The organism is Cyclobacterium xiamenense, from assembly GCF_900109255.1.
Taxonomy (GTDB): Bacteria; Bacteroidota; Bacteroidia; order Cytophagales; family Cyclobacteriaceae; genus Cyclobacterium; species Cyclobacterium xiamenense.
The window spans coordinates 343,100-367,559 of record NZ_FNZH01000003.1 but is presented as its reverse complement, the minus strand read 5'-3'; the positions used below and the strand labels follow the sequence as shown (position 1 = coordinate 367,559).

Genomic DNA, 24,460 nt, shown 5'->3' with positions numbered 1-24,460 from the left:
TGTGTCGATCAGGCATTTTTTGTGAGTTGCCCGGGCTCGTGAAGGCCGCACTCCTTGTGGGAAGCTTCCCACCACCAGCGGCCTGCCCGTGGATCCTCGCCAGGTACAATGGCCCGGGTACAGGGAGCACAGCCAATGCTAACGAATCCTTTGTCGTGCAGGGGGTTATAGGGAATTTTATGCTCCTTGATATAATCCAGCATCTGGTCCATTGACCAACGCAATAAGGGATTGTATTTGAGGATTTGGTTTCCTTCGTCCCATTCAAGCAGGGGCATCCGTTGCCGGTTTGAACTTTGCCCTGCGCGTAGACCGGTAACCCAAACACGGTTTCCCTTCAATGCCCGCCTGAGAGGCTCAACTTTCCGCACATAACAGCAGGCCTTACGCTTTTCTACAGACCGGTAAAAGCCGTTGATGCCATTTTCCTGCACCAGGTTCTGTACTGCGTCTGTTTCCGGATAGTAGGGCTGAATGGTCACCCCGTACTTTCCTACCGTTTTTTCCAAAAGATCGTAGGTTTCATAAAACAACCTTCCTGTATCCAAGGTAAAGATTTTAACCGGAAGCTTGTGTTTGGCTATGATTTCGGTGATCACCTGATCCTCCTGCCCCAGCGAGGTGGAAAATACCACTTCCCCGGGAAAAAGATCGGTCAATAGCGCCAGGCCATCCCCGGGAGATAGCTTCTCTATCCGCCGGCTCAGTTCTTCTATTTCGGTTGCGTCAATCATGGTGTTTCGGTTTTTCGTGAGGGGCTCCTTCCCTTTTGCGCTTCTATCTGCTTCTTGCCCAACGGCACAAGTACAAAAGTACATAAAACCTACAAATTATATAGAGTAAATGGAAAAAAAATTATTCGTTGGATAAAATATCCTGTAGGGTCTTCATTTCCAGGATTTTGAGGGTTTCATCCCGCACTTCTGCCATCACTTTGTTGAGCCCGCACTTCTCCTGGCTTTCGCACTCCTCGCAGGGTTCGTAGTAGTTGAGGCTCACGCATGGCAGCAAGGCAATGGGGCCATCCAACAGCCGGATAATGCGGGAAAGGGGGATTTGGTCCGGTTCCTTGATCAGGTAATAACCACCTCCTTTGCCCTTTTTGCTCCCCAAAAAGCCAGCTTTCTTCAATTCGAGGAGGATGTTTTCCAAAAACTTGTGGGAGATCCCGTGTTTTTCCGAAATCTCCTGAATCAATATGGCTCCCTGATCTTTGTTTTTTCCCAGATAAGTCAGGGCATGAAACGCATATTTGGTTTTTTTTGAAAGCATGGACTGGACAGAAGGATTGAGAGGTCTAAAACGCTTGAATCGATTAAAGATAATCACTTTCGGCAAAAATGAACACGTTCTTTCCGAATTTATGATAAATGGCAAGGAATGGACCGAATCCACCAAGCAATTTAGTTTGGGAAGTGTCGGAGCATTTACGGGATCGCCGCCGTCTAAATGGCGGCGTCGGTTCCCGAAGCCAGCGGGACAAATCGGAAGTAAGCGTCAGGTGATCAGAGACCTACCGACCAAAAGACAGTCGGTAGTCGGAGATCTCAGCGGTTGCCAGGGTACCGGCAAACCCTTTTGGCATGCCCAGGGTGTAGGGGGAGGGCGACATCCATTGGCTGCGCACGCCCTCTACCTGCAAGATTCCCTTCGGATCCAAGCTTGCAAACGCGTACAAGGGCGCCTCGTACGCGGCAATGTTGGGCAGGGAGGGATACTGTTCGTAATCGGCTTTGGGAAAACGATCCCAGCTTTGGTAGGTAGCCGCCGTCCAATGATAGGACATGCTGTTGATCTCCAGGTAGTCGATTCCATTTTGGTGGTGGTGGTAATCGATGTGGTCGTGCCCGTTGAAGCAGCAAATGACCTTTTCCTTGTGGCTTTCCATGATTTTTTGAATTTCCAACCGGTTATTTATTCCCCAGGTATAGTTCCACAAGCTTTGGTGCGAAAAGACAAGGGTAGGTAGCCGGGTTTCCGCCAAATCCGCTTTAAACCAGTCGATCTGTTCGGGGTGGACAAAGGTACGGGCGCTGTCCGGAATGTAAAAATTTGCCCGTTCGTAATCGATATACTTCCCGTCCTGGAAAATGAAATTTGCATCCAGTACGATAAAATGATAGCCCCCAAAATCGTAAGAATAGTAGGTCTGGGGCATGCCCCAAAAATCCAGCATTTCCTTCTTGGAGTTCTTATCCATGTCGTGGTTGCCCAACACGTGGTATTTCGGTCCCCGAAAAGATTCCCAAATCCCCATAAACGCTCTATTGCTGCGCTCCCCCATGCAGAAATCCCCCAACTGTATGATGAAATCGGCCTTTCGTTCCTCAGCCTCTTGAATGAACTGTTCGAGCCGATGGCTTGCATCTGGCATCAAGTCTTTGTGCACGTCTGCGACGATTCCAAATGTTAGTTTTTGACGGGGTACCGCCGAAGGCGCATAGCTAAGGCAGGTCCCCGGCACTCCCGCCATCAAGGCAGCCATCCCTGTTTGGTGTAAAAATTTCCGTCGGTTCATGGTTTGTTTATCTGCTTACTCCATCGATCTTTAGTGAGGCAATGATTCCAACGCAAAGGTAGTAACGACGAACCCATGATCCGAAGGATACGGAATTTCCTTGCCGTTTACCCGCAGGTTTTCGCCGAAATAGGCCATGTGGGCGGTAGAAGTCAACGGTTTTAAATTTCCTTTGTAAAATATATAATCGATGCGATGAGAATCCTCCTTTTCCTTTACATCCCAGGTAATGCCGGGATACCAGTTTGGGTTGGGATGTACGTCCCGAAAGGAATCCTTGAGGCCCATATCGGCCAATACCTTTGTCGCATACCAGGGTACCACCAGGCCATTATGACGTGCCTGCGTTTCCTCGTTCCAGTCAAGGTGGGAGGGGGAATTCATGTCACCGCCCAAAATCATGGGAATCGAATCGGTGGCACCCGCATATTTTTCGAGGTAGGGCAGCACATTTTGAATCATTTCGGTACGTTTGCCGGCGGCTTCCCAAGCCAGCAGTTCCTGCGCGGATTTCCCCATCTCCTCCGGCGCATCCTCCCAGGGCAAATAGTAAAACCAATTCGAAAAAACATTGATTTTCTGCGCATCGATCAGGACTTCCCGTCCTCCCAGGTAAAACGGATATCCGGTATCGATTCGCTCGCCAAAGGGGTGTTTGGAATAGATGGAAAGGTTGATGCTTTCGTCGTCCGGATCGGTGCCTTCAGGTGCGATCAGATGAAAATGATACCCTAAGGTCTCCGCTATATGCGGTCCGGAACCGTAGGTTTCCACCATCAAAATCACATCCGGGTCAATTTCCCGAATGATATCTATTACCCGGTCGGGTCCATTGGGAATATCGTTACCGCCGTGCAAAATGTTCCAGGCCATCACCTTCAGCGTCATTGTATCGGATTGCGCACAGGCATCGGTTTCCATTAATAAAAAAGCAGCGAAGCAGGCAAACAGTACGATTCGTTTCATCGGTTAGGTTCAGAAATGGTGGATGCAATGGGCCGCTCGTTTTGATGAAAAGCGGCCGCAGGTAAATATACACAGGTTATCCGTTCCGGCCAATCGGTGTTTTAACTAGTTCACTGGGGTGGAAAGGGGATTGGGTGACGTTCCGATTTCCAGGCACTATGGTTACCCCTGGCTAATCCTAAATTCCTGAAACAAATCGCATTGGTATAAACGAACCTAAATGCCCAACTTGAACTAATTCCCTACGCCGCGGCGTAGGGATTTGGATTGGTAGGGATTTCAGGTCAACTATTGCCTGCGAGTTGCCTCAGCCCGTCTCAAGGCCACCAATTCAGCTTTAAAATGGCATTTCAGCAAATCTAAGGTAAAAAGGGGCAAGGGGGATTTTTTCGTACACTTTTAGATGTTTAGCTTAAAAATCCGCTCTGGAAACACCATTTTTTACTTCCCCAATCATCGATAACGGCACCAATTTCCTGAAGGACAAAAGGCATGGATTTCTTAACTTCACTATCCAAAAATCGTAAAAACACAAACCCATTTTTTCCAAGATCAGTTGTCTGCTTTGATCTTCAACAACAGACTCAGCATAAAAGTGGCTATCCCCATCAATCTCGATTACCAATTTAAGTTTCCTGTAATAGAAGTCCACAATAAAATCTCCCAATGGTTTTTGCCTGTTGAAAGCATACCCTCGAAATTGAGCTGCCCGTAACTTTTGCCAAAGTAATACTTCGGAAAGGGTAGCAGGAGATCTCAATTCTCTTGAGAAATGTTTCAAATTCTTATTGTAGGGAACAAATCCCATGAAATAATTTGATCATATTGGATTATAAGTCCAGGATATTTTCTTAAAATTTGGCTTAAAATTAAAACCTGTAAACTTTTTTCAGGACGAGTCATTGGTAATAAATCCCACCTGCCCCCTTGGTAAAGGAGGATTTGGGTTCGTTTCAATGATCGGTAGTCAAAAGATTTGCCATTCAACATCGCTAGTACATTACCTATCTTTTGCTGCAAATCCTTTTTTTAGATTTACCATGAAAACAAAAAAGGGAAAGCAAGGCACTATCCCCGCTTTCCCGTTCTACGAATACATTTTACGCTCAGATCAATTCCACACTTCGTTTCACAAAGGCTGTCAGCTCCTTGCCTGTCAGTAGCCCCTGTGAAAGCAGGGCCAGATCAAATGCCTGCTTGGCCAATCTTACCTGCTCGGTAGCATCCTCCGATTTGAGGATTTTGTCGACCACCGGATGATTGCCATTGACCCCTACCTTGTAATTATCGGGGAAGGAACCGTAAAGGCCCATGCCTCCACCGTTTTTCGCCATGTCCTTCATCCTACGCATGAACTCGTCCATTGTCACGGTGACGGGTAATTCCTCCGGACTGGAACCTTGCACCTCCACGGAATAGGTCTTGTTATCGATGGCCTTTTCAAAGATCTCCTTTACCTTGTTGGATTGTTCCTCCGTGAGTAAGTTTTCGTACCCGCCTTCTTTTTCGATCAACTTGTCCACCACATCGGCATCTACGCGCTTCAGGCTGGCCTTTTCCAACTTGCCCTCCAGGTGCTGGATAAAGTGGCTGTCAATCGGTGAATCCATTAACAGCACGTCGTAATCCTTTTTATTGGCGGACTGGATAAAGGTATCCTGCTTATCGGCATCGGTGGCATACAAGTATACCAACGTTTCGTCTTTGCCGGTTTGATAGGGCTTGACCTTTTCCCGGTATTCGTCCAGGGTAAAATGCTCCCCGTTTGTATTGGTAAGCAGGGCAAAGTCCTTGCCTTTTTCGTAAAATTTGTCCTCCGAGATCATCCCGTACTTCACAAAAAGGCCGATGTCCTTCCACTTTTCTTCGTACACCTTCCGGTCTTTTTTGAACAATTCGCCCAGCTTGTCCGCGACTTTTTTGGTGATGTAATTGTTGATTTTCTTGACGTTGCTGTCCGACTGCAGGAAGCTTCGGGAAACGTTCAACGGAATGTCCGGAGAATCAATCACCCCGTGTAGCAACATCAGAAACTCGGGCACGATGTCCTTTACTTCATCGGTGATAAATACCTGCCGGCTAAACAGTTTGATTTTGTTTCGCTGCAGGTCAAAGTCGTTCTTGACCTTGGGGAAATAGAGGACACCAGTCAGGTTAAACGGATAGTCCACATTCAAGTGGATCCAAAAAAGTGGATCCTCGCTCATGGGGTACAATTCCTTGTAGAATTTCAGGTAATCCTCGTCCGTCAACTCGCTTGGCGCCTGTGTCCAGATGGGATGGGTGGTATTGATGATATTATCCACCTCTACCGATTTCCACTTCTTCTCGCCTTTATCATCTACCCCGTCTTCTACGCTTTCGGATTTTGTTCCAAACCGAATCGGCACGGGCAGGAATTTGGCGTATTTGTCCAGGATTTCCTGCAGCTTCCATTTGTCCAGAAACTCCTCGGACTCGCTGTTGACGTGAAGGATCACATCCGTTCCCCGTTCGGCTTTGTCGCCGGGGCTGATTTCAAATTCCGTACTGCCATCACAGACCCATTTGGCGGGCTCCGCCCCTTCCTCACGGGAGAGGGAATGGATTTCTACGGTATCGGCCACCATAAAGGCCGAATAAAAACCCAAACCAAACTTACCGATGATTTCATTGGCATCCTTTGCATCTTTGAATTTCTCCACGAATTCGGATGCGCCGGAGAAAGCAATCTGGTTGATGTATTTTTTGATTTCTTCGGCAGTCATGCCGAGACCCTTATCCGAGACGGTAATGGTCTTTTTGTCTTTGTCAAAACTGACATCAATGGTCAGGTCACCTAGTTCTCCTTTGTACTCACCCAACGCGGCCAATCGTTTGATTTTCTGGCTGGCATCCACCGCATTGGAGACCAGTTCCCTTAGAAAAATTTCATTATCCGAATAGAGAAACTTCTTGATAATGGGGAAAATATTTTCGGTATGGATCGAAATGGTACCTTTTTCCTGCATGGTATTTTTTATTTTTATGTAAACAACGTCCTTATTGTATTCTTGCCTTGTTCAAGTCTTGTTCCAAATTCATTTTCGTGTCAAATTGTCAGTACCTGATCCGGTTTGATAAATCCCCTGCCGATTGCAGGAAAACTTAACGTATTTACTTAAACTATTGATACTATTTTGGTAGTATGCGCCATCATCAACACCAACCTAACATGAGACAGTTGTTCCTGCTGCTATTCATCAGCCTCACTCCCTTTGCCAGTACCTGCCAAATTGCAGGTAATGTAGTAGATGCCTCCCCCAGGATGGAACTTTGGTATACTTCCCCTGCGGAGGACTGGCTGGAAGCCCTTCCCATTGGCAATGGGAGATTGGGTGCCATGGTGTATGGAGGAGTGAAGGAGGAACGTGTTCAGCTCAATGAAGAAAGCCTTTGGGCCGGTATGCCGGAGGACCCGTACCCCGAGAACGTGCGCCAGCATTACGCTGAATTCCAGCGGTTAAACCTGGAAGGAAACTACCAGGAGGCCCTGGACTACGCCATGGAATACCTGGCCGTCTCCCCGACCTCCATACGGTCCTATGAGCCGCTAGGGGAGCTACACATTTCCTTTGACCACCAGGGTACGCCGGAGAATTACCGCCGGTCCCTGAATATGGAAACAGGATTAGCAACCGCTACCTACAGTATTGAGGGGAAAAGATTTGTGAGGGAAGCGTTCTCTTCCAACAAATACAATGTTATCTTCTATCGCTTTGAGAGCCTGGATGGAGCGCCGGTAAGCAGCACGATTCGTTTTGAACGGGAGAAAGACATCGTCCAACGCGTGGGAGACGAAGAGATTCTATTCGTGGACGGACAGGTATTTGATGATCCCGATGGGTACGATGACAATGTGGGCGGTTCCGGAAAACCGGGGCATCACATGAAGTTTTCTTCCCAAATCACAGCCGTTTTGGATAATGGAACGAAACGCGGAAATGAAAAAACCCTTAGCATCGAAAACAGCACCGGCTTTACCCTGATCCTAAGTGCAGCGACGGATTACAATGTAGCCAAGCTGAATTTTGACAGAAACATAAACGCCAAAGCGACTGCGTTACAACTACTGGAAGAAGCAAAAGCAACCCGGTACGAGACAGCCCGGGAAATGCATGTTTCTGAGCACCGTGACCTATTTAACCGGGTTTCGCTTTCCTTAGGCAGCCCGCATCGGGACAGCCTTCCGACCGACAAGCGGCTGGAGCAGGTGCGGGAAGGTACGAATGACAACCACCTTACGGAATTGTTTTTTCAATACGGAAGGTACCTCCTGATGGGTAGTTCGGTCAACAGGGCCGTTCTTCCTGCAAACCTTCAGGGCATCTGGAACAAGGAAATGTGGGCTCCCTGGGAATCGGATTTTCACCTGAACATTAATTTACAGATGAATTACTGGCCTGCCGACCTGACCAATTTATCCGAGGCTTTTGTTCCCCTGTCCCATTTTATGGTAAAATTGGCGGAAAAAGGAAGCACTACCGCAAAAAATTTTATTGGCTCTTCCGGCTGGATGGCCCATCACGTAAGCAATCCGTTTGGAAGGACTACGCCATCGGGCTCGACCAAGGAATCTCAGGTCACCAACGGTTATTCCAACCCCCTGGCAGGTGCCTGGATGTCCCTTTCCTTATGGAGGCATTATGAATTTACCCAGGATCAAGACTATTTAAAAGAAACGGCCTACCCGGTCCTTGCAGGAGCAGCACAATTTATTTTGGACTTCCTGAGGGAGAATGAAAAAGGCGAACTGGTCACTTCCCCCTCCTACTCGCCGGAGAACGCCTATATAGATCCAACTACCGGTAAGCCCACGAGAAACACCACGGCTGCCAGCATGGACATCCAAATAATAAATGACATCTTTAGGGCCTGTCTGGAAGCAGAGGAAATCCTGGGAGTGCAGCAATTGACAGCGGCAATAGAAAAAGCTACCGCTAAATTACCCCCAATAAAAATTGGCAAAGACGGCACCCTTCAGGAATGGTACGAGGACTATGAAGAGGCGGAGCCGGGCCACCGGCACATGTCTCACTTGTATGCCTTGTACCCGTCCAATCAAATCACTGCAGCAACACCCGAATTGTTCCAGGCTGCGGAAAAAACCATCGAAAGGCGACTGGCCTTCGGTGGTGGCGGGCAAACTGGCTGGAGCAGGGCCTGGATTATCAATTTTTATGCGCGTTTACAGCATGGGGACGAAGCCCTGGATCACATCCACCAAATGATGGCCACCCAACTGGCTCCCAATATGTTTGATTTGCTCGGAAAGATTTTCCAGATTGAGGGCAACTTTGGGGCCACAGCAGGTATTGCCGAAATGCTCCTGCAGTCGCATGAGGAAGGAATCATCCGCCTATTACCCGCACTGCCCGAGGCATGGGACAGGGGCCAGGTAACCGGCCTGAAAGCACGAGGGAATTTTGAGGTAGGTATGGAATGGGAAAACGGGGTACTTAAACAAGCTGAAATTCTGGCAATTACTGGTGGAAAGACTAAGATTTTATATCAGGGAAAGGAATGGGAAATAGACCTGGAAAAGGGGGAGTCAAAATCGCTTTTTTAACCAGGGTGGTGCCACTGCAAAATCGTTATTTTCTATTTTCCCATTTTTCCGAATCCTGAGAAGTATGAAAAATGGCCAAAATCAGGATTTGATTGTCATTAATTTGAAAATGAATTCCATATGGGAATTTCCTTAGGAAGGAAATCCTTGTGCTACCATATCGAATCTGAAATTTTAAGGGATTATTTTGAATATTGTTAACCGCTTGATAAACATTTTCCTCAAACAGCCTGCCCAAATTCTCCTTTTAGTCTTCGTACCAAAGGAATGCTTCCCGAATATCCCTTCCAGCTGCATGAGCAATTTTAATGCTATAGGGCATTATTTTTTAAATATCTCTTTTTTAGCCAATTCCCAATCCCGGGTTTTCATTTCACCACTTTCTATTAACTCTAAACGACGATTAACCTCCTCTTCCTGCCATTGGGTGGGCGATGATTCATCTGTTTTGATAGAAACATAATCAAGCGTTTGGATGAAATCCATAAATGTCTTAAACCGCTCGTCTTGAATTTCCAACGTAATTTTCATCTGTTTATATTTTTTTTCAGCGGTCAGATGGAATCTCGCATGATTGATAATCATCCCACTGTGTGACGTTTTCGTCATGCTCGATTTCATGTGTTTATAATTGTGTGCCGTCCGGTAACTGGTTGTCACATTCTTTAGGAATGTACCTTGTACGTAGACGTATTTTTCTTTTATTACATCCATATATTAATGTATTACAGGCAAGACCAATTAAAGAAAACAGTTTAAATGGGATTTCGTATATTTGAAAAATGCAGGGACCATGGCAAACGCAGAACGTCATATTGTAGAAATTTATTCAGCGCTTTTTGAACGTTTGAGTTCAGCAAGTAAATTAGAGTTACTCGAACGACTTGCAAAATCAATTAAGAAAGGTAGAAAGTCTAATGAAAAAGATTTTTTCAGTTCTTTCGGGGCGTTTGCATCAGACAAGCCTACCGAAGAAATAAACAAAGAAATCAGGGAAAGCAGGAAGTTCAGAGCAAAAGACTTCCGACATATTAAAACCTTAAAGCTTGAAAACTGGGTAGAAAGAACCTGACTTCCCTGTAACATCAACTTGGATAGCGCGTCACACTGTAAATTCCAACATGAACTAAACTATAAGATAAAGGAAGATTTACTTAGGTAACTACCAATAAACCAGTCTATTGACTAGTGGAAACCATCGAAAAAATCCCCCTTGCCCCCTTTAAAAAAGGGGGATTTCGTTCAGCGGTCGGATTTTTAGGTAAGTAAATACCTGCCAGCTGCCGTACATAATGAACGGTGCTGACCTTTCCCCATTCAGCCATAAGGAAATCTCGAAAGCAAATCACCCTTATACCCAATCATTTGGCATCCACTATCTCACCGATCGGCTGACCGGAAGCTCCATTGGGAAGCCTGGTTTTTAGCAGCATGGCCAGCGTGGGGGCAATATCGGTAATGGTGGCATAGCGGCTGCTGCTTCCGGCCGGAACACCCCAGCCATAGAATACGATCGGTACATGCGTATCGTAGGTATAGCCCGTGCCATGGGTGGTACCCCGGACGGAATTGGTCAGCCAGGCGGGTTCCAATATGACCAGCACATCTCCCGATGCCTTGTGATTGAAGCCCATCTGAAGCAAATGTTTCCTGCCATGGTTGTATTCCAATCGTCTCAAGTCCTCCGCCGTGTAGGTTTCCTTAATTCCGTCAAAGCGCAGCAGGAAATCGGCGACTTCCTTTTGCATGTCGGCCAGCACCAGCCCCTTCTCTTTGGCCAGCTCTTGGTTTAAGAAGACCTGCTCGTTGGAGTAATTGGAAATCCAGTCTCCCTCCCCAAATTGCTGATTGGTAAATCCTTTTAATTGGGTCAGTACAAAGCGCGTATCCAGGCTTCCGGCAGCCACCCGTTCGCTCTGCATGTAACTGACCACATCCGCCACGCCATGGTCTGCCGTCAAAAACACCAGGTATTCGCCCTCGCCGATCTCCCGGTCCAGGTAATCAAAAAATTCCGCCAATTCCCGGTCCAGGCGTAGGTAATTGTCCTCCACCTCTACCGAAGAGGGGCCAAACCGGTGTCCGATATAATCGGTAGAAGAAAAACTCACCGCCAGAAAGTCCGTCTCTCCTCTTTTCCCCAATTGCTCCCCTTCCAGAGCGGCATAGGCCAGGTCCAGGGTGAGGGTATTGCCATAGGGAGTGGTGCTTATCAGGCCCAGTCCTCCATTGTCCGCCGTCAAAGCGGGCAGATCATAGGGAAACGTAGGTGTTTCCATGCCAATGAAGGGCGATTCAAACGCATTGTCATCCGCTGCCCCCTGCACATAGGTTTCTATCGGAAATAGTGGCTCCCAGGTTTGAGACAAATAGTTCTGCGGTAATTTTCTGTCGTTAAAGGCCTTGACCCAATCCGGCAAGGTATCGCAGTAATAGGTGGACGTCATGAATTCCCCGGTTTTGGCATCGTACCAGTAGGCATCCCCCATGTGTCCGGCTGGCAAGGCCGCCCCTCGGTCCTTAATGGCGATCCCAACCACTTTCGACCGCTTTCCGGTAGCAAACATCAGTTCGTCCGTAATGGTACTGCTCAATAGGTTTCGCGGGGAAATCTCGCCACTAGAAGCGGTGCCGGCCACTCCTGTAACGGTACTGTCTTCGGCACAATACACCGTTCGTCCCAGCGACCGTACAAACCAATCGTTGCCAATGATGCCATGGGTAGCCGGGGTAGTGCCGGTGTAAACGGAAGCATGTCCCGGGCCGGTGTAGGTGGGGATGTAATTGTAATGGCCATTTTGCATCATGAACCCTTCGTTCATCAGTCTTTTGAAGCCATCCTCCACGAACCGGTCCTGATAGCGGTAAAAATACTCCTGACGCATTTGGTCTACCACGATTCCTACGACCAGTTTGGGTCGTTCCACAGGAGCGGATGGCGTATCCTGAGCCCTGCCTACCTGAGAAAGGATCAACAATCCCAGAACAATAATTCTTTTCATCATGCTATTGGTTTCTGATACGCGCAAATATACCTTTTTGGCCCTTCAAGAGATGCATACCGAACCAAGTAATTCCTGTAAATTGGGATTAACGGCCGAAACTTCATCCCAGGTTCATCTGGAATTAATCCCGGTTTTTCAGGTCTCCGTTTTTGATGGATTTGATGAATTGGGCCCAGGCAAAGGGATTGAGCAAGGGCAGGGGTCTTGGTCCATACCGGTCCAGGGTTTGCTGGGTCTGCTGGTTGGTAAATTGCCGGAAATTCTCGTTGCCGGAAGCGGGCATTTCTTCCGCCCAGCGGAGGAGTAACTGGGGGCTAAGGTTGCCCCGGTTGAGTGGAGGTTCCGCATCGATATTCACCGCCAAAATGGCATTTTTGAATTCCTCCTCGGTGGGATAGGGCATGACCTGCACCTCCTGCAGGGCGATTTCGTCCTGCACCATGGTGAGGATGTAGCTTACCTTATCTTCATCAATATCTTCCGGAATGGTAATCGTCTGTCGCTTGAGACCAATAAAGGAAAAAACCACGCTGTCTCCCGCCAGCACGGGCATGGAAAAGTACCCGAACCGATTGCTGCTCGTTCCCCTGCCCTTTTTGGGCACGTAGATGTTCACCCCCGGAATGGCCGTGGTACTGTCTGCATTCAAAATGACGCCCGACAGTTGCACTACCTTTCGCTCCGGCGTATCCTGTGCATTGGCCTGCAAGCAATGCGCCGCATACGCAACGAGGACGAGTAGGGCTATTCGTAAGTACTTTTTCACGTATCTCATTTTTCCAAAGGCCTGCCTCCCATCTTGGCATACGGTAAGAAAGCAAGCCGGTTTTGTAACAAAGCCAATGATTTCACGATAATAAGAGAAATACACCTGAATTCATTAACTTCAACCGGTTTTATTTGTTAAAGTTAATTAAATGCGCTTAAAAAACATAAGTTTAAGTTATGGGATGCGTGTCTTCAAGGCGCTTTCGGAAGAACCCCGGGTACGAATCCTCCATTTGCTGATGCAAAACGAGGAATTGTGTATATCGGACATGGAACACATTCTGGATTTTACCCAGACCAAAACGAGTCGACACGTCACCTACTTAAAAAACGCGGGATTGATCGGAAGCAGGAAAACCGATCAATGGACCTTTTACTACATTCTGGAGGAGGCCCAGGAAGTCCTGGGGCAAATTCTGAAATTTATCCAAAAAGACCAAAACCTGCTCCGGGATCAGGAAATCTACGAAATCCTCTACTCCAACCGGGAACTGGCCAAAAACAAGATTGAAAACAACCTGTATCGAAAGTAACTTTCCATGAAACCTTACCGCCACCTGCTTTTTGATTTGGACCATACCCTATGGGATTACGACAGCAATGTGAGGGATTCCCTCACGGAATTGTATGCGCAGCACCGATTGGCCGAACTGGGTACCGCTACGTTTGAGGCGTTTTTTGAGGCCTTTCAGGCCACCAACCTGGAGCTCTGGGATCAGTTTAACCGTGGGCAGGTGGATCGAGATCAGCTGCGGGCCATCCGATTCCCGAAGGTCTTTACCAGAGCTCAGCTTTCCGAGGCCCTTATTCCCCGATCCCTGGAAGACGATTTTATCCGCCTTACCTCTTCCAAGGCAAAGGTAATGGATCAGGCCGTGGAAATGTTGCACTACCTGGGCGAAACCTACGATTTACACATCGTCACCAATGGGTTTAACGAAAGCCAATATGCCAAATTAAAAGCCTCCGGGCTCGACAAGCATTTCAAGGTTGTGGTTACCTCCGAATCCTCTGGATTTCGAAAACCCGATCAGCGGATTTTTGCCCATACGCTCCAGGAAATCGGCACCCTGCCCAACGAATGCCTGATGATCGGGGACAACCCCACCTCGGATATCCTCGGCGCCAAAAATGCCTCCATCGATCAGGTACATTTTAATCCAAGGGGCCTAAAAAGCCCGGTTCCCGCTACCTTTACCATCCGCCACCTTTCGGAATTAAAAACCTTCCTTTGAACCCTGCGCAGGAGCAGTTCGTTGTTAACGTGTACACGCTATAAAACCATTTCTTGCACCAAAACACCGACATTTTATGCTTAAAGGCTTTTTTACCGTACCCGAACCAAGCAATGAACCCGTAAAAGACTATGCACCCGGCTCACCGGAAAGGGCCGCTCTTCAGGAGGCCATCGCCGCTGCACGTTCGCAGGTGAAAGACATTCCCATGTACATCGGCGGGGAGGAAATCCGAACGGAAAAGACCCAATCCCTGCACCCTCCTCACGATCACAAGCACTTATTGGGGCATTTTCACGAAGGAGACAAGGGCCACGTCACCCAGGCGATAAACGCTGCATTGGGAGCCAAACATGCCTGGGAAAACATGCAATGGGAGCAACGGGCAGCTATTTTTCTGAAGGCGGCCGACTTGCTCGCGGGGCCCTACCGACACCGGATCAATGCCGCCACCATGCTGGGGCAATCCAAAAATGCCTTCCAAGCGGAGATCGATGCGGCTTGCGAGTTGATCGATTTTCTGCGGTTCAACGTGAAATTTATGTCCGAAATCTATGCACAACAGCCGCCTATCAGTGGGAATGGCGTCTGGAACCGCACCGAACACCGGCCGCTGGAAGGATTCGTTTTTGCCATTACTCCATTTAATTTCACGGCAATTGCCGGCAACCTGCCGACGGCACCAGCCATGATGGGAAATACAGTCATCTGGAAACCAGCCCATACCCAGATTTATGCAGCCCAAGTGTTGATGCAGGTATTCCAAGAGGCAGGGGTACCGGATGGTGTCATCAACCTCATCTATGTGGATGGACCGGATGCCGGAGAAGTGATTTTCTCGCATCCCGATTTTGCAGGGCTGCATTTTACCGGGTCCACGGGGGTGTTTCAGCATCTATGGAAAACCATCGGAGCGAACATTGCAATGTACAAAACGTATCCGCGCATCGTGGGCGAAACGGGAGGCAAGGACTTTGTTATCGCCCACAAATCGGCCGATCCGAAGGCAGTGGCCACGGCCCTCAGCCGGGGGGCCTTTGAATACCAGGGGCAAAAATGCAGCGCGGCTTCCCGGGCCTATATTCCTACCAATCTATGGGAACAGGTAAAGGACTTTTTGCTGGCAGACCTGGCTTCCATGAAGATGGGAGGGCCGGAGGATTTTGGCAATTTCATCAATGCCGTTATCGATGAAAAAGCCTTTGATAAGATCAGCGGATACATCGAGGCAGCAAAAAAAGCGGATCAGGTGGAAGTAATTGCCGGAGGTACCTGCAACAAATCCAAAGGGTACTTTATCGAGCCCACGGTGCTACTGGTACAGGATCCCCTGTACACCACCATGGTTGAGGAAATCTTCGGCCCCGTACTGAGCATTTACGTCTACCAGGAAAACCATTACGAAGAAGCCCTGGAACTGGTCGATCAGACCTCTCCCTATGCCCTTACCGGCGCGGTCTTTTCCAGGGATCGATACGCCATCGAGCTGGCCACTACCAACTTGCGGCATGCAGCCGGAAATTTCTACGTCAACGACAAGCCTACCGGAGCGGTGGTGGGGCAACAGCCCTTTGGAGGCGCACGGGCTTCCGGTACCAACGACAAAGCAGGCTCCATGATTAACCTGCTGCGTTGGGTTTCTCCCCGCACCATTAAGGAAACCTTTGTCAGCGCCACGGATTACCGCTACCCCTTTTTGGGAGAATAGCAACCGGACACAAAAAGCGCATGGTTTCCCGAGGAGCCATGCGCTTTTTATTTGTAGACGGACGGTCCCCTTACGGCTCACTCCTCGGCTTCCCGCACACCCAGCAATACGATCCGAAAAGTTGTCCCCTTTCCCAGTTCGGAGGTATTGACGAAAATACGACCATTGTGGTAGCCTTCAATGATCCGTTTTGCCAGGGTAAGTCCCAGGCCCCAGCCGCGTTGCCGGGTGGTAAAGCCGGGGTTAAATACCTTTCCAAACATTTTCTTCTCAATACCTTTTCCGGTATCGCTGATATCGACAAACACGTATTTTTCGCTCTCCTTCACGATGTTGATGTGAATCGCACCTTGCCCTTTCATGGCATCTACTGCATTTTTGCAAATATTTTCAATGACCCATTCAAACAGGGAGCGGTTCATCTGCGCATAGATGTCTTCCGCATGGGAATTGAGATCCATGCTTACCTTACTAGAAATCCGCGGCCGCAGGTAACTGATGGCGTCTCCGATGACCTGATACACATTTTCGGGTTTGATTACCGGCGTGCTGCCAATATTACTGAAGCGCTCGGTCACCATGCTTAGCTTGTGGATATCCTTCTCCAGCTCCTGAATCACCTCCTGATTTTCCTCAAATACGGGAGAATTACGTAGGTAATCTACCCAGGCCATGAGGGAGGCAAGGGGGGTTCCCAACTGATGGGCGGTCTCCTTGGTAAGGCCTGCCCAGAGGCGGTTTTGTTCGGCCACCTTGCTTTGGTTGAAGAAAGCATAGGCAAGAATACCAAAAACCAAAATCACCGAAAGCTGCACGTAGGGATAGTATTGAAGACGGGTGAGCAGGTCGGAGTTTCTATAGAAAATAAAGGCATCGTCCGAGAGGCGAATGGGCTCGTAAAGCTCCTTCATCGAAGCCAGTTCTTCGAGTAGTTGTTGCTTCTTTTCCTCCTCGGTACTGTTTTTTCGGAAGTGAACGTTTTTGTACTCAATCGGCTCCCCCGCTGCATTTACGGTGATGACGGGTATGGACCTGTTTTCCTGGATGATTACCTGAAAGACGAAGGTCAGGTTATCGGAGTTGACGGAGGCATATTCCAGTGCCTCGGCGTACAGGTCTACCTGCCGCCTTTCCCGTATCTTCAGCTCCTCCACCAGGGTATTGGTGTAGTAGATGGACCCCAGGCCAATAATGATGGAAAAGGCGAATACCGCCCATTTTACCTTCCCCCTGTTTTTGTAGAGATCCAGTGATGTCAGGTCTTGAAATTTTCTCTTCATTGGCAAAAGATGTTTCCGAACTTAAAGAAGTTCCTATTCAGAAACAATAGATACGCGTCATTATTGCTTCGGAGTGGAAAAAAATCCACCGGTAGCGGGACGCCCACTTGGCCGTGAAAAATTCTTAGTTATTGTCGGTGAGCCATTTCCAGAGCACCTTGTAGCCCACCTTGGTACCGTGCACCAGAATACCGATCCGGTAAATCTTCCCGGCCATCCAGGTAGTGACCAAAAAACCGGCCACCAATAAGGCGATGGAAAGGGCCAATTGGTGCCAGGGCACCCCAAAACTCACCCGACCCATCATGGCTACCGGAGAGGTAAAGGGTATGATGGAAAGCCAATACGACACGCGGCTGTTGGGATCGTCCAACACAAAAATAAACAAGCCCATGTAGGCGATCAAGAGCGGGATGGTTACCGGAAACATGAACTGTTGCGCATCCGAGGGACTGTCTACCGCCGCGCCTATGGCCGCAAAAAACGCCCCGTAAAGCAGGTAGCCGCCGACGAAGTAGATCAGGAATGCGAGCGTTAACTGCAGAAAGTCAATTCCCTGAAGCAATTGCAGCATTTCGCCGACATCCTGCTGCCCAGTATCCGGAAATACTCCCGGCTGCCCCGACATCTCCATGAGTTGTTGCTGCGGCATTTTCATCCCGAAGTAGCCCATGACCAGGGACGAAACGGCGCTGATAAGCACGATCCATATCAAAAACTGCGTCAATCCCACCGCTCCGATTCCCAGAATCTTGCCCATCATCAGCTGAAAGGGTTTCAGCGAGGATACCAGAATCTCAATGATCCGGCTGGATTTTTCTTCGATGACCCCTTGCATGATTTGGTTCCCATAGACAAAAATGAACGTATAGATCAGTATGCCAGCAATGAAGCCCACCGCATAGTTGACCACGGCGTGGGAAACGCGGTCCCCTCCCGGTTCCCCCACGATCACCGACTGCACGGAAACATCGGTTTTCAAGGCGGAAAGCACGGCCGGATCAATTCCAGAGTTAAACAGGCGAAGCTCTTCAATTTTTTGCTCCAGGGCGGCCTCCAGGCTCGCGATGGTCGTAAGCGAAGGGGTTTCTTCGCAGTAAAAAACGATGCCCTTCGGATTTTCCAGATCCAGTCTGGGGATGTACAGCAAACCAAACCGCTGTCCTTCTTCGACCAGAACTTTGGCTGCTTCCCGGTCGAGTCCCTCGTAGGAAAACGCATACATTTCGTTGCTTTCGAGAAAATAGGCATTGTTTTCGTCCACCACCTCGATAAAGCGCCGGCTCTCGGTGGGCAGGTCAGTCAGTGCAATCCAGAGAAACAATCCCAGGATGGTGGGGAAAATCAAGGGCGTGATGAGCGTGGCGAGTAAAAACGACCGTTTCTTTACCCGGGCCAGGTACTCTCGTTTGATGACTAGCAGAATTTTACCCGGCATGACTCTCGTTGATTTTTTGAATGAATATTTCCTCAATGCTGGGGATGATCTCTTCGAATCCCAGGATTTCGCCCTGCTCCATCAGCTCCCGCAGCAGCGAATTGGGCTGCCGTCCCTGAAGCTCCACGGTAAATTCCACCCATCCTTCCCTACGGACGACGTCTTCCCAGGGAAGGGACATAGTGGGCGTATCCGGAATTAGTTTTACAAGGAACCGGTTGGTCTTTGCTTCTTCCTTTATCGTTTTTACCGGACCGTCGAGAACTTTCCGGGCGCGGTTGATTAGAGCTATTTGGTCGCAGAGCAATTCTACCGACTCCATGCGGTGGGTGGACAGGATAATGGTGGTACCCAGACGCTTTAATTCCAGAATTTCGTTTTTGATTATTTCTGCATTGACCGGATCAAAGCCCGAGAAGGGCTCGTCGAGAATTAACAGGTCCGGCTGGTGGATCACGGTGGCGATGAACTGCACTTTCTGCGCCATGCCTTTGGACAGGTCTTGTATTTTATTTTCTTTCCAGCGGGTCAGATCCAATTTATCCAGCCAACGGTTTATCCGCAGTAGGGCTTCCTGCTTTTTGAGTCCTTTGATTTGGGCAAAATACAGGAGCTGTTCGGTTACTTTCATCGCTTTGTACAGCCCTCTTTCCTCGGGCAGGTAGCCGATGTCCCGCACGTGCCGCATGCGCAGCGGTTCGCCTTTAATCCGAATGTCCCCGGAATCCTGTTCGATAATCTGGTTAACGATGCGGATCAAGGTGGTCTTTCCGGCTCCGTTGGGCCCCAAAAGCCCAAAAATGAGCCCTTGCTCAACGGAGAGGTCAAAGTCTTTCAGGGCTTGATGTGCCCCATAGGATTTATTTAACGAACGGACGTGTAACAGTTCCAACAGAAGTAAAATTTAATCGTCTCTTTCCAACCCAAAAACAAACAACGGGAAGATCTTATTCCAAAGATACAGATCCCACGGAAACATCAATCAAAAAGGTCATGAGGTTTTTGGCGTCTGCCTGGTAGCCCTTGCTGACATAGGTGTTTTCTGCGATTTCCCGGAGGTGTCGCGGCACCTTGGTCCGGCACATGGCGGTTGCTTTGATCTTCACCAGGTAGGGGAGTTTTTCTTCGGGAAGCTTGATGGATACGGAACCAGCGCCGACCATGGCGTTGACCGTGGTTCGTTGGGCCATGGTATCCCCAAAGGAGAGGTTCACCGAGCCGTAGTTCACATCCACCAGCAACAAGCGGGCATTGGACAGCTGCAGGTCATCTGCGTAGAAAGAACCCATATTGATGGCCACGGCAAGGGTATCCATGGCAACGGAATTGGGTACCGGGTTGGAATAATTCAAAAAAACGTCAGCAGAGGCGGTCTTGATGATGCAATTGGAAATGGGTAGGTTGGCAAAATCCAGCCGGGCTTTGCCGATGCCAAAGTTCAGGTGTAGGTCGTAAAGAAAACCGGCATCCAGTCCTACCTGCCAATTATGGTCAAAATCAGCGTCTCCACTTGAAAAAAGCCGGTAAGAAAGGTTTTTGCTGAGGCTTTCGGATTCCACATTTTTATGGTCCAATTGGGCATGCAGTACCCCGTCGGAAAAATGGTGAATGAAGGTAGGCAGGATGTTGACGGTACCCAGACTGGCATCTGCATGGAAGGGCAAGCCCTTGTAGGCACGCTGAATGGTAGACACGCCTTTGTAGCTGGAAAAGTGCAGATTAACCAAGTTAATCCCTTCCCGATCGGACACCTCAAAATGCCTTAAAATTTGCCCATTGGAGGAAAAACTCAGACAGGTAAACAGACTAACTACTACAATCAATTCCTTAAACATACGGAATTAATACGGGTTGGCTTTCAAAAGGTTTCTTTGAAAAAAGCGAATGGCCGTATTCTGGCCATTCACTTTCAAAAGAATTCCTTTACTTTATCAAAGATACTTTTTTCAGACTTTCCCGGATTGGGTTTGAAGTTTTCCGAATCCCGGAGCGACTCCAGTTTTTCCCGCTCCTCTTTGGTCACCTCCTTCGGCGTCCACACGTTTACATGGATGAGCTGGTCTCCTTTTCCGTAGCCGTTTAATTCCTTGATGCCTTTCCCCTTCAGACGTAAAATTTTTCCCGCTTGGGTACCTGGCTCTATTTTTATTTTCACTTTGCCATCGATGGTAGGCACTTCCAACGAAGCTCCCAGGGCCACGTCCACAAAGCTCAGGTAGAGGTCATAGACCACGTTATTACCATCCCGTACGAGCACCTCATCGGCAATTTCCTCTATCAGAATCAGTAAATCCCCTGGAACGCCTCCGGGAATTTCGTTTCCTTTGCTACTCAAGCTGAGTTGCATGCCCTCCGACACACCGGCCGGAATATTGATGGGAATGATCTCTTCCTTCACCACCAGCCCTCGGGCATCGGCATTGGCGGGCTTTTTATCCACTACCTGACCGCTTCCATCACAGGCAGGGCAGGTACTGGCGGAGACCATCTGTCCCAGCATGGTATTCACCACTTTTTTGATCTGTCCCGCTCCCTGGCAGGTGGAGCAGGTCTTAAAGGTAACCCCATCGGCAATCATGTGCCGCTTTACTTTAATCTTTTTCTCCACGCCATTTGCCAGCTCCTGGAGGGTAAGCTTGAGCTTGACGCGCAGGTTGGTGCCTTTCTTCGTTCGGCGTGAACTTCTGCCTCCTCCGCCAAAGAAGGAATCAAAACCTCCCCCGCCAAAGATATCACCAAATTGAGAGAAGATGTCGTCCATATTCATTCCTCCTCCACCGAAGCCGCCGTTTCCACCGACTCCCTGGTGTCCAAATTGGTCGTAACGCTGGCGTTTCTCCGGATTACTCAGCACCTCGTAGGCCTCTGCGGCTTCCTTAAACTTATCCTCAGCACTGGGGTCCCCCGGGTTTTTGTCCGGGTGGTACTTGATCGCCAGTTTTCTGTACGCCTTTTTTATCTCTTCGGCGCTGGCACCCTTTGCGATACCAAGCACTTCGTAATAATCTCTTTTTGCCATATATCTTTAGTTTCCAATGACCACTTTTGCAAACCGAACGACCTTGCCGGCCATGGTGTATCCTTTTTCGACCACATCGACGATTTTGCCTTTTAACTCCTCGGAAGGAGCAGGTATTTGGGTAATTGCCTCGTGATATTCCGCGTCAAAGTCCTTCCCAACCAGATCCTCCATCGGCTGCAAGCCCTTGGCGGTAAGTACCCGCAGTAATTTATTGTAGATTAACTTGCTTCCGGCCTGTTTTTGTTCCTCCTCCGGATCGGAGGCATTTTCGGCCTTAAAGGAACGTTCAAAATCATCCAGAATGGGTAGCACCTCCTGCATCAAGTCTTTGGAAGCCGTATTTACCAACTCCAAACGTTCCTTTGCAGTCCTTCTTCGGAAGTTTTCGAATTCTGAATACAGCCTGACATACTTGTCCTTCAGCTCCTGATTTTCCCTTGCCAATTTGTCCGACTCCGCACCTTCCGCTTGATCGGTTTCATTTGAAACGTTCGAAGCGGACTCTTTGTTTTCATCTCCTTCGTTTACAGGGTTTTCGACGGTTTCTGTCTGTTCAAGGCCTTGATCCTTATCTTCTTTTGCTCTATCTGTCATTTTTATATCTGTTTTTCAAAAATCCAATATAAGGAAACAATTAACTTGCCATCTTTCCCGAATATGCCATTCTGACACGCTAGTGCAAGGACTTCCAAATCAAGTCCTTTAGTTCGGAGAGATGGTATCCAGTCACCGCAGATATAAATACATGCGGTACCTCTATCGGTAGTTCGGATTCCAGGGCGTTCATGAGTTCGGCATCCAATAGATCCGCCTTGGAGATCGCCAGGATGCGCTTCTTGTCGAGTAGCTCCGGATTGTATTGGTTCAGTTCCGAAACCAAGATCCGGTACTGTTCTCCCAGGTGAGCCGCATCCGCCGGAATAACAAAAAGCAGGATGGAGTTCCGCTCAATGTGTCGCAGAAAACGCAAGCCCAGCCCCTTTCCTTCGGCAGCACCCTCGATTATCCCCGGAATGTCCGCCATCACAAAGGACCTGCCTTCCCGGTAATCGACCACACCCAGGTTCGGAACCAGGGTGGTAAACGCATAGTCTGCTATTTCGGGTTTGGCAGCCGATAGACAGGAAAGGAGTGTAGATTTTCCCGCATTCGGAAAACCGACCAGGCCCACATCCGCTAGTAGCTTTAATTCAAGGACCATCCATTCTTCCACGCCCTCTCCTCCCGGTTGGGCATAGTGGGGCGCCTGATTGGTGGCTGTTTTAAAATGATCGTTTCCCAAGCCCCCTCTGCCGCCCGGGGTGAGGATAAACTCCTGCCCGTCCTCGGTAATTTCGCACCGGACCTCGCCGGTTTCGGCTTCTTTGGCCACGGTACCGACGGGTACTTCCAGGACTACATCCTGCCCGTCAGATCCCTTTCGCCGGCCCCCTTCTCCATTGCTGCCCCGTTCGGCGATAACGTGTTTTTTGTACTTGAGGTGCAGCAAGGTCCATAGTTGGGCATTGCCTCTTAGGATCACGTGTCCACCACGGCCGCCATCGCCTCCATCGGGACCGCCCTTGGGCACGTGTTTTTCCCGGCGAAAATGGACCGAACCGTTGCCCCCGGCTCCCGAACGGGAGCAAAATTTTACGTAATCAATAAAATTGGAACTTGCCACGCTTGTATGAATCCTAGTTGGTTGCTCTTTAGTTTTTCCGGCAGGATGTCCTTCAACCTGCCGAAAAAGAAAATGGCCAAGCCCAGATGCTTAGCCAATCACCGAAACGCAAAGGTACGGATTAATACGCATCTATAACAGCGCATATCTTCTGGAAAATCTCATCAATGGCTCCTACGCCATGAATTTTTGCCAGTTTGCCTTGTTCCTCGTAGTAATTTGCCACCGGAAGGGTTTCTTCGTTGTAGACCTTGATGCGGTTATTGATTTTGTCCTCATCCTGATCGTCTGCCCTTCCCGAGGTTTTTCCTCGTTCCTTGATACGCTTTTTCAATTCCTCCTCGGGCACCTCCAGGGAGATCATGCCCGAAATACGCGTTCCTTTTTTCGTCAGCAACTCATCCAGCGCTTTAGCCTGCGCCACCGTGCGGGGAAAGCCGTCGAAAATGAACCCGGTCAGATCGGCGGTGGCATTGATCTTCTCATCCACCATACCAATGACGACCTCGTCAGGAACCAGGTTGCCCTCATCCATGTATTTTTGGGCCAGTTTTCCCAGTTCCGTACCTTCCCCCAGGTGTTTCCGGAAAAGATCTCCGGTGGAAATGTGGTCGATTTTATATTTTTCGATCAATTTTTCACTTTGGGTACCCTTTCCCGCACCGGGAGGGCCAAACAAAACAATATTCAACATAGGTTAATTTTTTTTATGATTAAATGATTGGATTTCTGTCTTCTGATAGAGCGCCCGGAGATTCCTACCCTGCCCCGAATAGTCCAGTCCATAGCCGACCACAAACAAATCCGGGATCTCGAAACCAAGGTACCGAATCCGTAGGTTTTCCTGAAGGGCCGTCGGTTTCAGCAACAAACTGGCAATTTCCACACTACGCGGATTTTCTCGCTCTAACAAGTCCAACAAGTAGGCCATGCTTTTTCCCGTATCTACAATATCTTCGATAATGATCACGTCTTTTCCGCTTAGGTCGCACTCCAATCCTAGCAAACTTCGGACCTTCCCGGTGCTTTGTGTCCCGGAATAGGAAGCGATTTTAACAAACGTGATGCCGATCGGCAGATCAATTGCCTTGCAAATATCCGACATAAACATGAAACTACCGTTCAATACGGCGACTAATACGGGAGATTTCCCGCGGTAGTCTTCGTTTATTTCGGCCCCCAATTCGTTTACCCGGCTTAAAAGTTGCGCTTCCGTAATAAATGGTGCAAAAAAGAGGTCTTTGATCTTGATCATCTTCGTTCCAGTTCC

General features: G+C 48.9%; 24 protein-coding genes. 5 read left to right on the top strand and 19 right to left on the bottom strand.

Going from position 1 to position 24,460, the window contains the following annotated elements; all coding sequences use genetic code 11:
* Nucleotides 1-8 precede the first annotated feature (8 nt).
* The 6 genes from BMW71_RS11115 to htpG form a co-directional block, all read right to left on the bottom strand.
* Nucleotides 9-734: a phosphoadenylyl-sulfate reductase gene (locus tag BMW71_RS11115; protein ID WP_092174823.1), complete on the bottom strand. Its 726-nt coding sequence runs from the start codon at nt 732-734 to the stop codon at nt 9-11.
* A 121-nt stretch (nt 735-855) separates the two neighbouring features.
* A complete protein-coding gene (locus tag BMW71_RS11110) occupies nt 856-1,272 on the bottom strand; it encodes an RrF2 family transcriptional regulator (RefSeq protein ID WP_092173667.1) in 417 nt (138 codons plus the stop codon).
* Nucleotides 1,273-1,513: 241 nt separating this feature from the next.
* A complete protein-coding gene (locus BMW71_RS11105; protein WP_092173664.1) occupies nt 1,514-2,518 on the bottom strand; it encodes a metallophosphoesterase family protein in 1,005 nt (334 codons plus the stop codon).
* Nucleotides 2,519-2,548: 30 nt separating this feature from the next.
* Nucleotides 2,549-3,484: an endonuclease/exonuclease/phosphatase family protein gene (locus BMW71_RS11100; protein WP_092173661.1), complete on the bottom strand. Its 936-nt coding sequence runs from the start codon at nt 3,482-3,484 to the stop codon at nt 2,549-2,551.
* A gap of 412 nt (nt 3,485-3,896) precedes the next feature.
* Nucleotides 3,897-4,292, bottom strand: coding sequence for an endonuclease domain-containing protein (locus tag BMW71_RS11095; protein ID WP_244891151.1), 396 nt, complete (start codon nt 4,290-4,292; stop codon nt 3,897-3,899).
* Nucleotides 4,293-4,590: 298 nt separating this feature from the next.
* On the bottom strand, nt 4,591-6,474 hold the full coding sequence (gene htpG, locus BMW71_RS11090) for a molecular chaperone HtpG (protein WP_092173659.1): 1,884 nt from the start codon (nt 6,472-6,474) through the stop codon (nt 4,591-4,593).
* Between the two features lie 203 nt (nt 6,475-6,677).
* Here htpG and BMW71_RS11085 point away from each other — a divergent pair, with 203 nt between their 5' ends.
* A complete protein-coding gene (locus BMW71_RS11085) occupies nt 6,678-9,071 on the top strand; it encodes a glycoside hydrolase family 95 protein (RefSeq protein WP_244891150.1) in 2,394 nt (797 codons plus the stop codon).
* Nucleotides 9,072-9,096: 25 nt separating this feature from the next.
* Here BMW71_RS11085 and BMW71_RS24120 read toward each other — a convergent pair whose 3' ends face one another.
* The gene (locus tag BMW71_RS24120; protein WP_092173653.1) at nt 9,097-9,309 is read right to left on the bottom strand and encodes a type II toxin-antitoxin system RelE/ParE family toxin; all 213 of its coding nucleotides are present in this window, start codon (nt 9,307-9,309) and stop codon (nt 9,097-9,099) included.
* Between the two features lie 83 nt (nt 9,310-9,392).
* Nucleotides 9,393-9,692, bottom strand: coding sequence for an addiction module protein (locus BMW71_RS11075; protein WP_177179617.1), 300 nt, complete (start codon nt 9,690-9,692; stop codon nt 9,393-9,395).
* Between the two features lie 172 nt (nt 9,693-9,864).
* On the opposite strand from BMW71_RS11075, the gene BMW71_RS11070 reads away from it, so the two are divergent.
* Nucleotides 9,865-10,143, top strand: coding sequence for a hypothetical protein (locus BMW71_RS11070; protein WP_092173647.1), 279 nt, complete (start codon nt 9,865-9,867; stop codon nt 10,141-10,143).
* A gap of 289 nt (nt 10,144-10,432) precedes the next feature.
* Here the strand turns inward: BMW71_RS11070 and pafA are convergent, their stop codons facing one another.
* Both pafA and BMW71_RS11060 read right to left on the bottom strand, forming a co-directional pair.
* A complete protein-coding gene (gene pafA / locus BMW71_RS11065; RefSeq protein ID WP_092173645.1) occupies nt 10,433-12,073 on the bottom strand; it encodes an alkaline phosphatase PafA in 1,641 nt (546 codons plus the stop codon).
* Between the two features lie 124 nt (nt 12,074-12,197).
* Nucleotides 12,198-12,851, bottom strand: coding sequence for a carboxypeptidase-like regulatory domain-containing protein (locus BMW71_RS11060; RefSeq protein ID WP_092173642.1), 654 nt, complete (start codon nt 12,849-12,851; stop codon nt 12,198-12,200).
* 142 nt (nt 12,852-12,993) lie between these two features.
* On the opposite strand from BMW71_RS11060, the gene BMW71_RS11055 reads away from it, so the two are divergent.
* The 3 genes from BMW71_RS11055 (at nt 12,994) to pruA (ending at nt 15,787) form a co-directional block, all read left to right on the top strand.
* Nucleotides 12,994-13,377: an ArsR/SmtB family transcription factor gene (locus BMW71_RS11055; RefSeq protein ID WP_092173640.1), complete on the top strand. Its 384-nt coding sequence runs from the start codon at nt 12,994-12,996 to the stop codon at nt 13,375-13,377.
* Between the two features lie 6 nt (nt 13,378-13,383).
* Nucleotides 13,384-14,079: a YjjG family noncanonical pyrimidine nucleotidase gene (locus BMW71_RS11050; RefSeq protein WP_092173637.1), complete on the top strand. Its 696-nt coding sequence runs from the start codon at nt 13,384-13,386 to the stop codon at nt 14,077-14,079.
* A gap of 76 nt (nt 14,080-14,155) precedes the next feature.
* The gene (pruA, locus tag BMW71_RS11045) at nt 14,156-15,787 is read left to right on the top strand and encodes an L-glutamate gamma-semialdehyde dehydrogenase (protein WP_092173634.1); all 1,632 of its coding nucleotides are present in this window, start codon (nt 14,156-14,158) and stop codon (nt 15,785-15,787) included.
* A 77-nt stretch (nt 15,788-15,864) separates the two neighbouring features.
* Here the strand turns inward: pruA and BMW71_RS11040 are convergent, their stop codons facing one another.
* From BMW71_RS11040 to hpt, 9 genes are all read right to left on the bottom strand, one after another.
* Complete coding sequence (locus BMW71_RS11040; RefSeq protein WP_092173632.1) at nt 15,865-17,067, bottom strand: sensor histidine kinase; 1,203 nt, start codon at nt 17,065-17,067, stop codon at nt 15,865-15,867.
* A gap of 124 nt (nt 17,068-17,191) precedes the next feature.
* On the bottom strand, nt 17,192-18,505 hold the full coding sequence (locus BMW71_RS11035; protein ID WP_092173629.1) for an ABC transporter permease: 1,314 nt from the start codon (nt 18,503-18,505) through the stop codon (nt 17,192-17,194).
* A complete protein-coding gene (locus tag BMW71_RS11030; RefSeq protein ID WP_092173627.1) occupies nt 18,495-19,397 on the bottom strand; it encodes an ABC transporter ATP-binding protein in 903 nt (300 codons plus the stop codon). The genes BMW71_RS11035 and BMW71_RS11030 overlap by 11 nt, the downstream gene beginning before the upstream one ends.
* A gap of 55 nt (nt 19,398-19,452) precedes the next feature.
* A complete protein-coding gene (locus BMW71_RS11025) occupies nt 19,453-20,340 on the bottom strand; it encodes a hypothetical protein (RefSeq protein ID WP_092173624.1) in 888 nt (295 codons plus the stop codon).
* A gap of 74 nt (nt 20,341-20,414) precedes the next feature.
* Nucleotides 20,415-21,524: a molecular chaperone DnaJ gene (gene dnaJ, locus BMW71_RS11020; RefSeq protein WP_092173622.1), complete on the bottom strand. Its 1,110-nt coding sequence runs from the start codon at nt 21,522-21,524 to the stop codon at nt 20,415-20,417.
* A 6-nt stretch (nt 21,525-21,530) separates the two neighbouring features.
* Nucleotides 21,531-22,121, bottom strand: a complete 591-nt coding sequence (locus tag BMW71_RS11015; protein ID WP_092173619.1) for a nucleotide exchange factor GrpE — start codon at nt 22,119-22,121, stop codon at nt 21,531-21,533.
* Between the two features lie 79 nt (nt 22,122-22,200).
* Nucleotides 22,201-23,190 (bottom strand): GTPase ObgE, encoded by a 990-nt coding sequence (obgE, locus tag BMW71_RS11010; RefSeq protein ID WP_092173617.1) that lies wholly within the window; start codon nt 23,188-23,190, stop codon nt 22,201-22,203.
* 121 nt (nt 23,191-23,311) lie between these two features.
* Nucleotides 23,312-23,884: an adenylate kinase gene (locus BMW71_RS11005; RefSeq protein ID WP_092173615.1), complete on the bottom strand. Its 573-nt coding sequence runs from the start codon at nt 23,882-23,884 to the stop codon at nt 23,312-23,314.
* 3 nt (nt 23,885-23,887) lie between these two features.
* A complete protein-coding gene (gene hpt / locus BMW71_RS11000) occupies nt 23,888-24,445 on the bottom strand; it encodes a hypoxanthine phosphoribosyltransferase (RefSeq protein ID WP_092174820.1) in 558 nt (185 codons plus the stop codon).
* Nucleotides 24,446-24,460 lie beyond the last annotated feature (15 nt).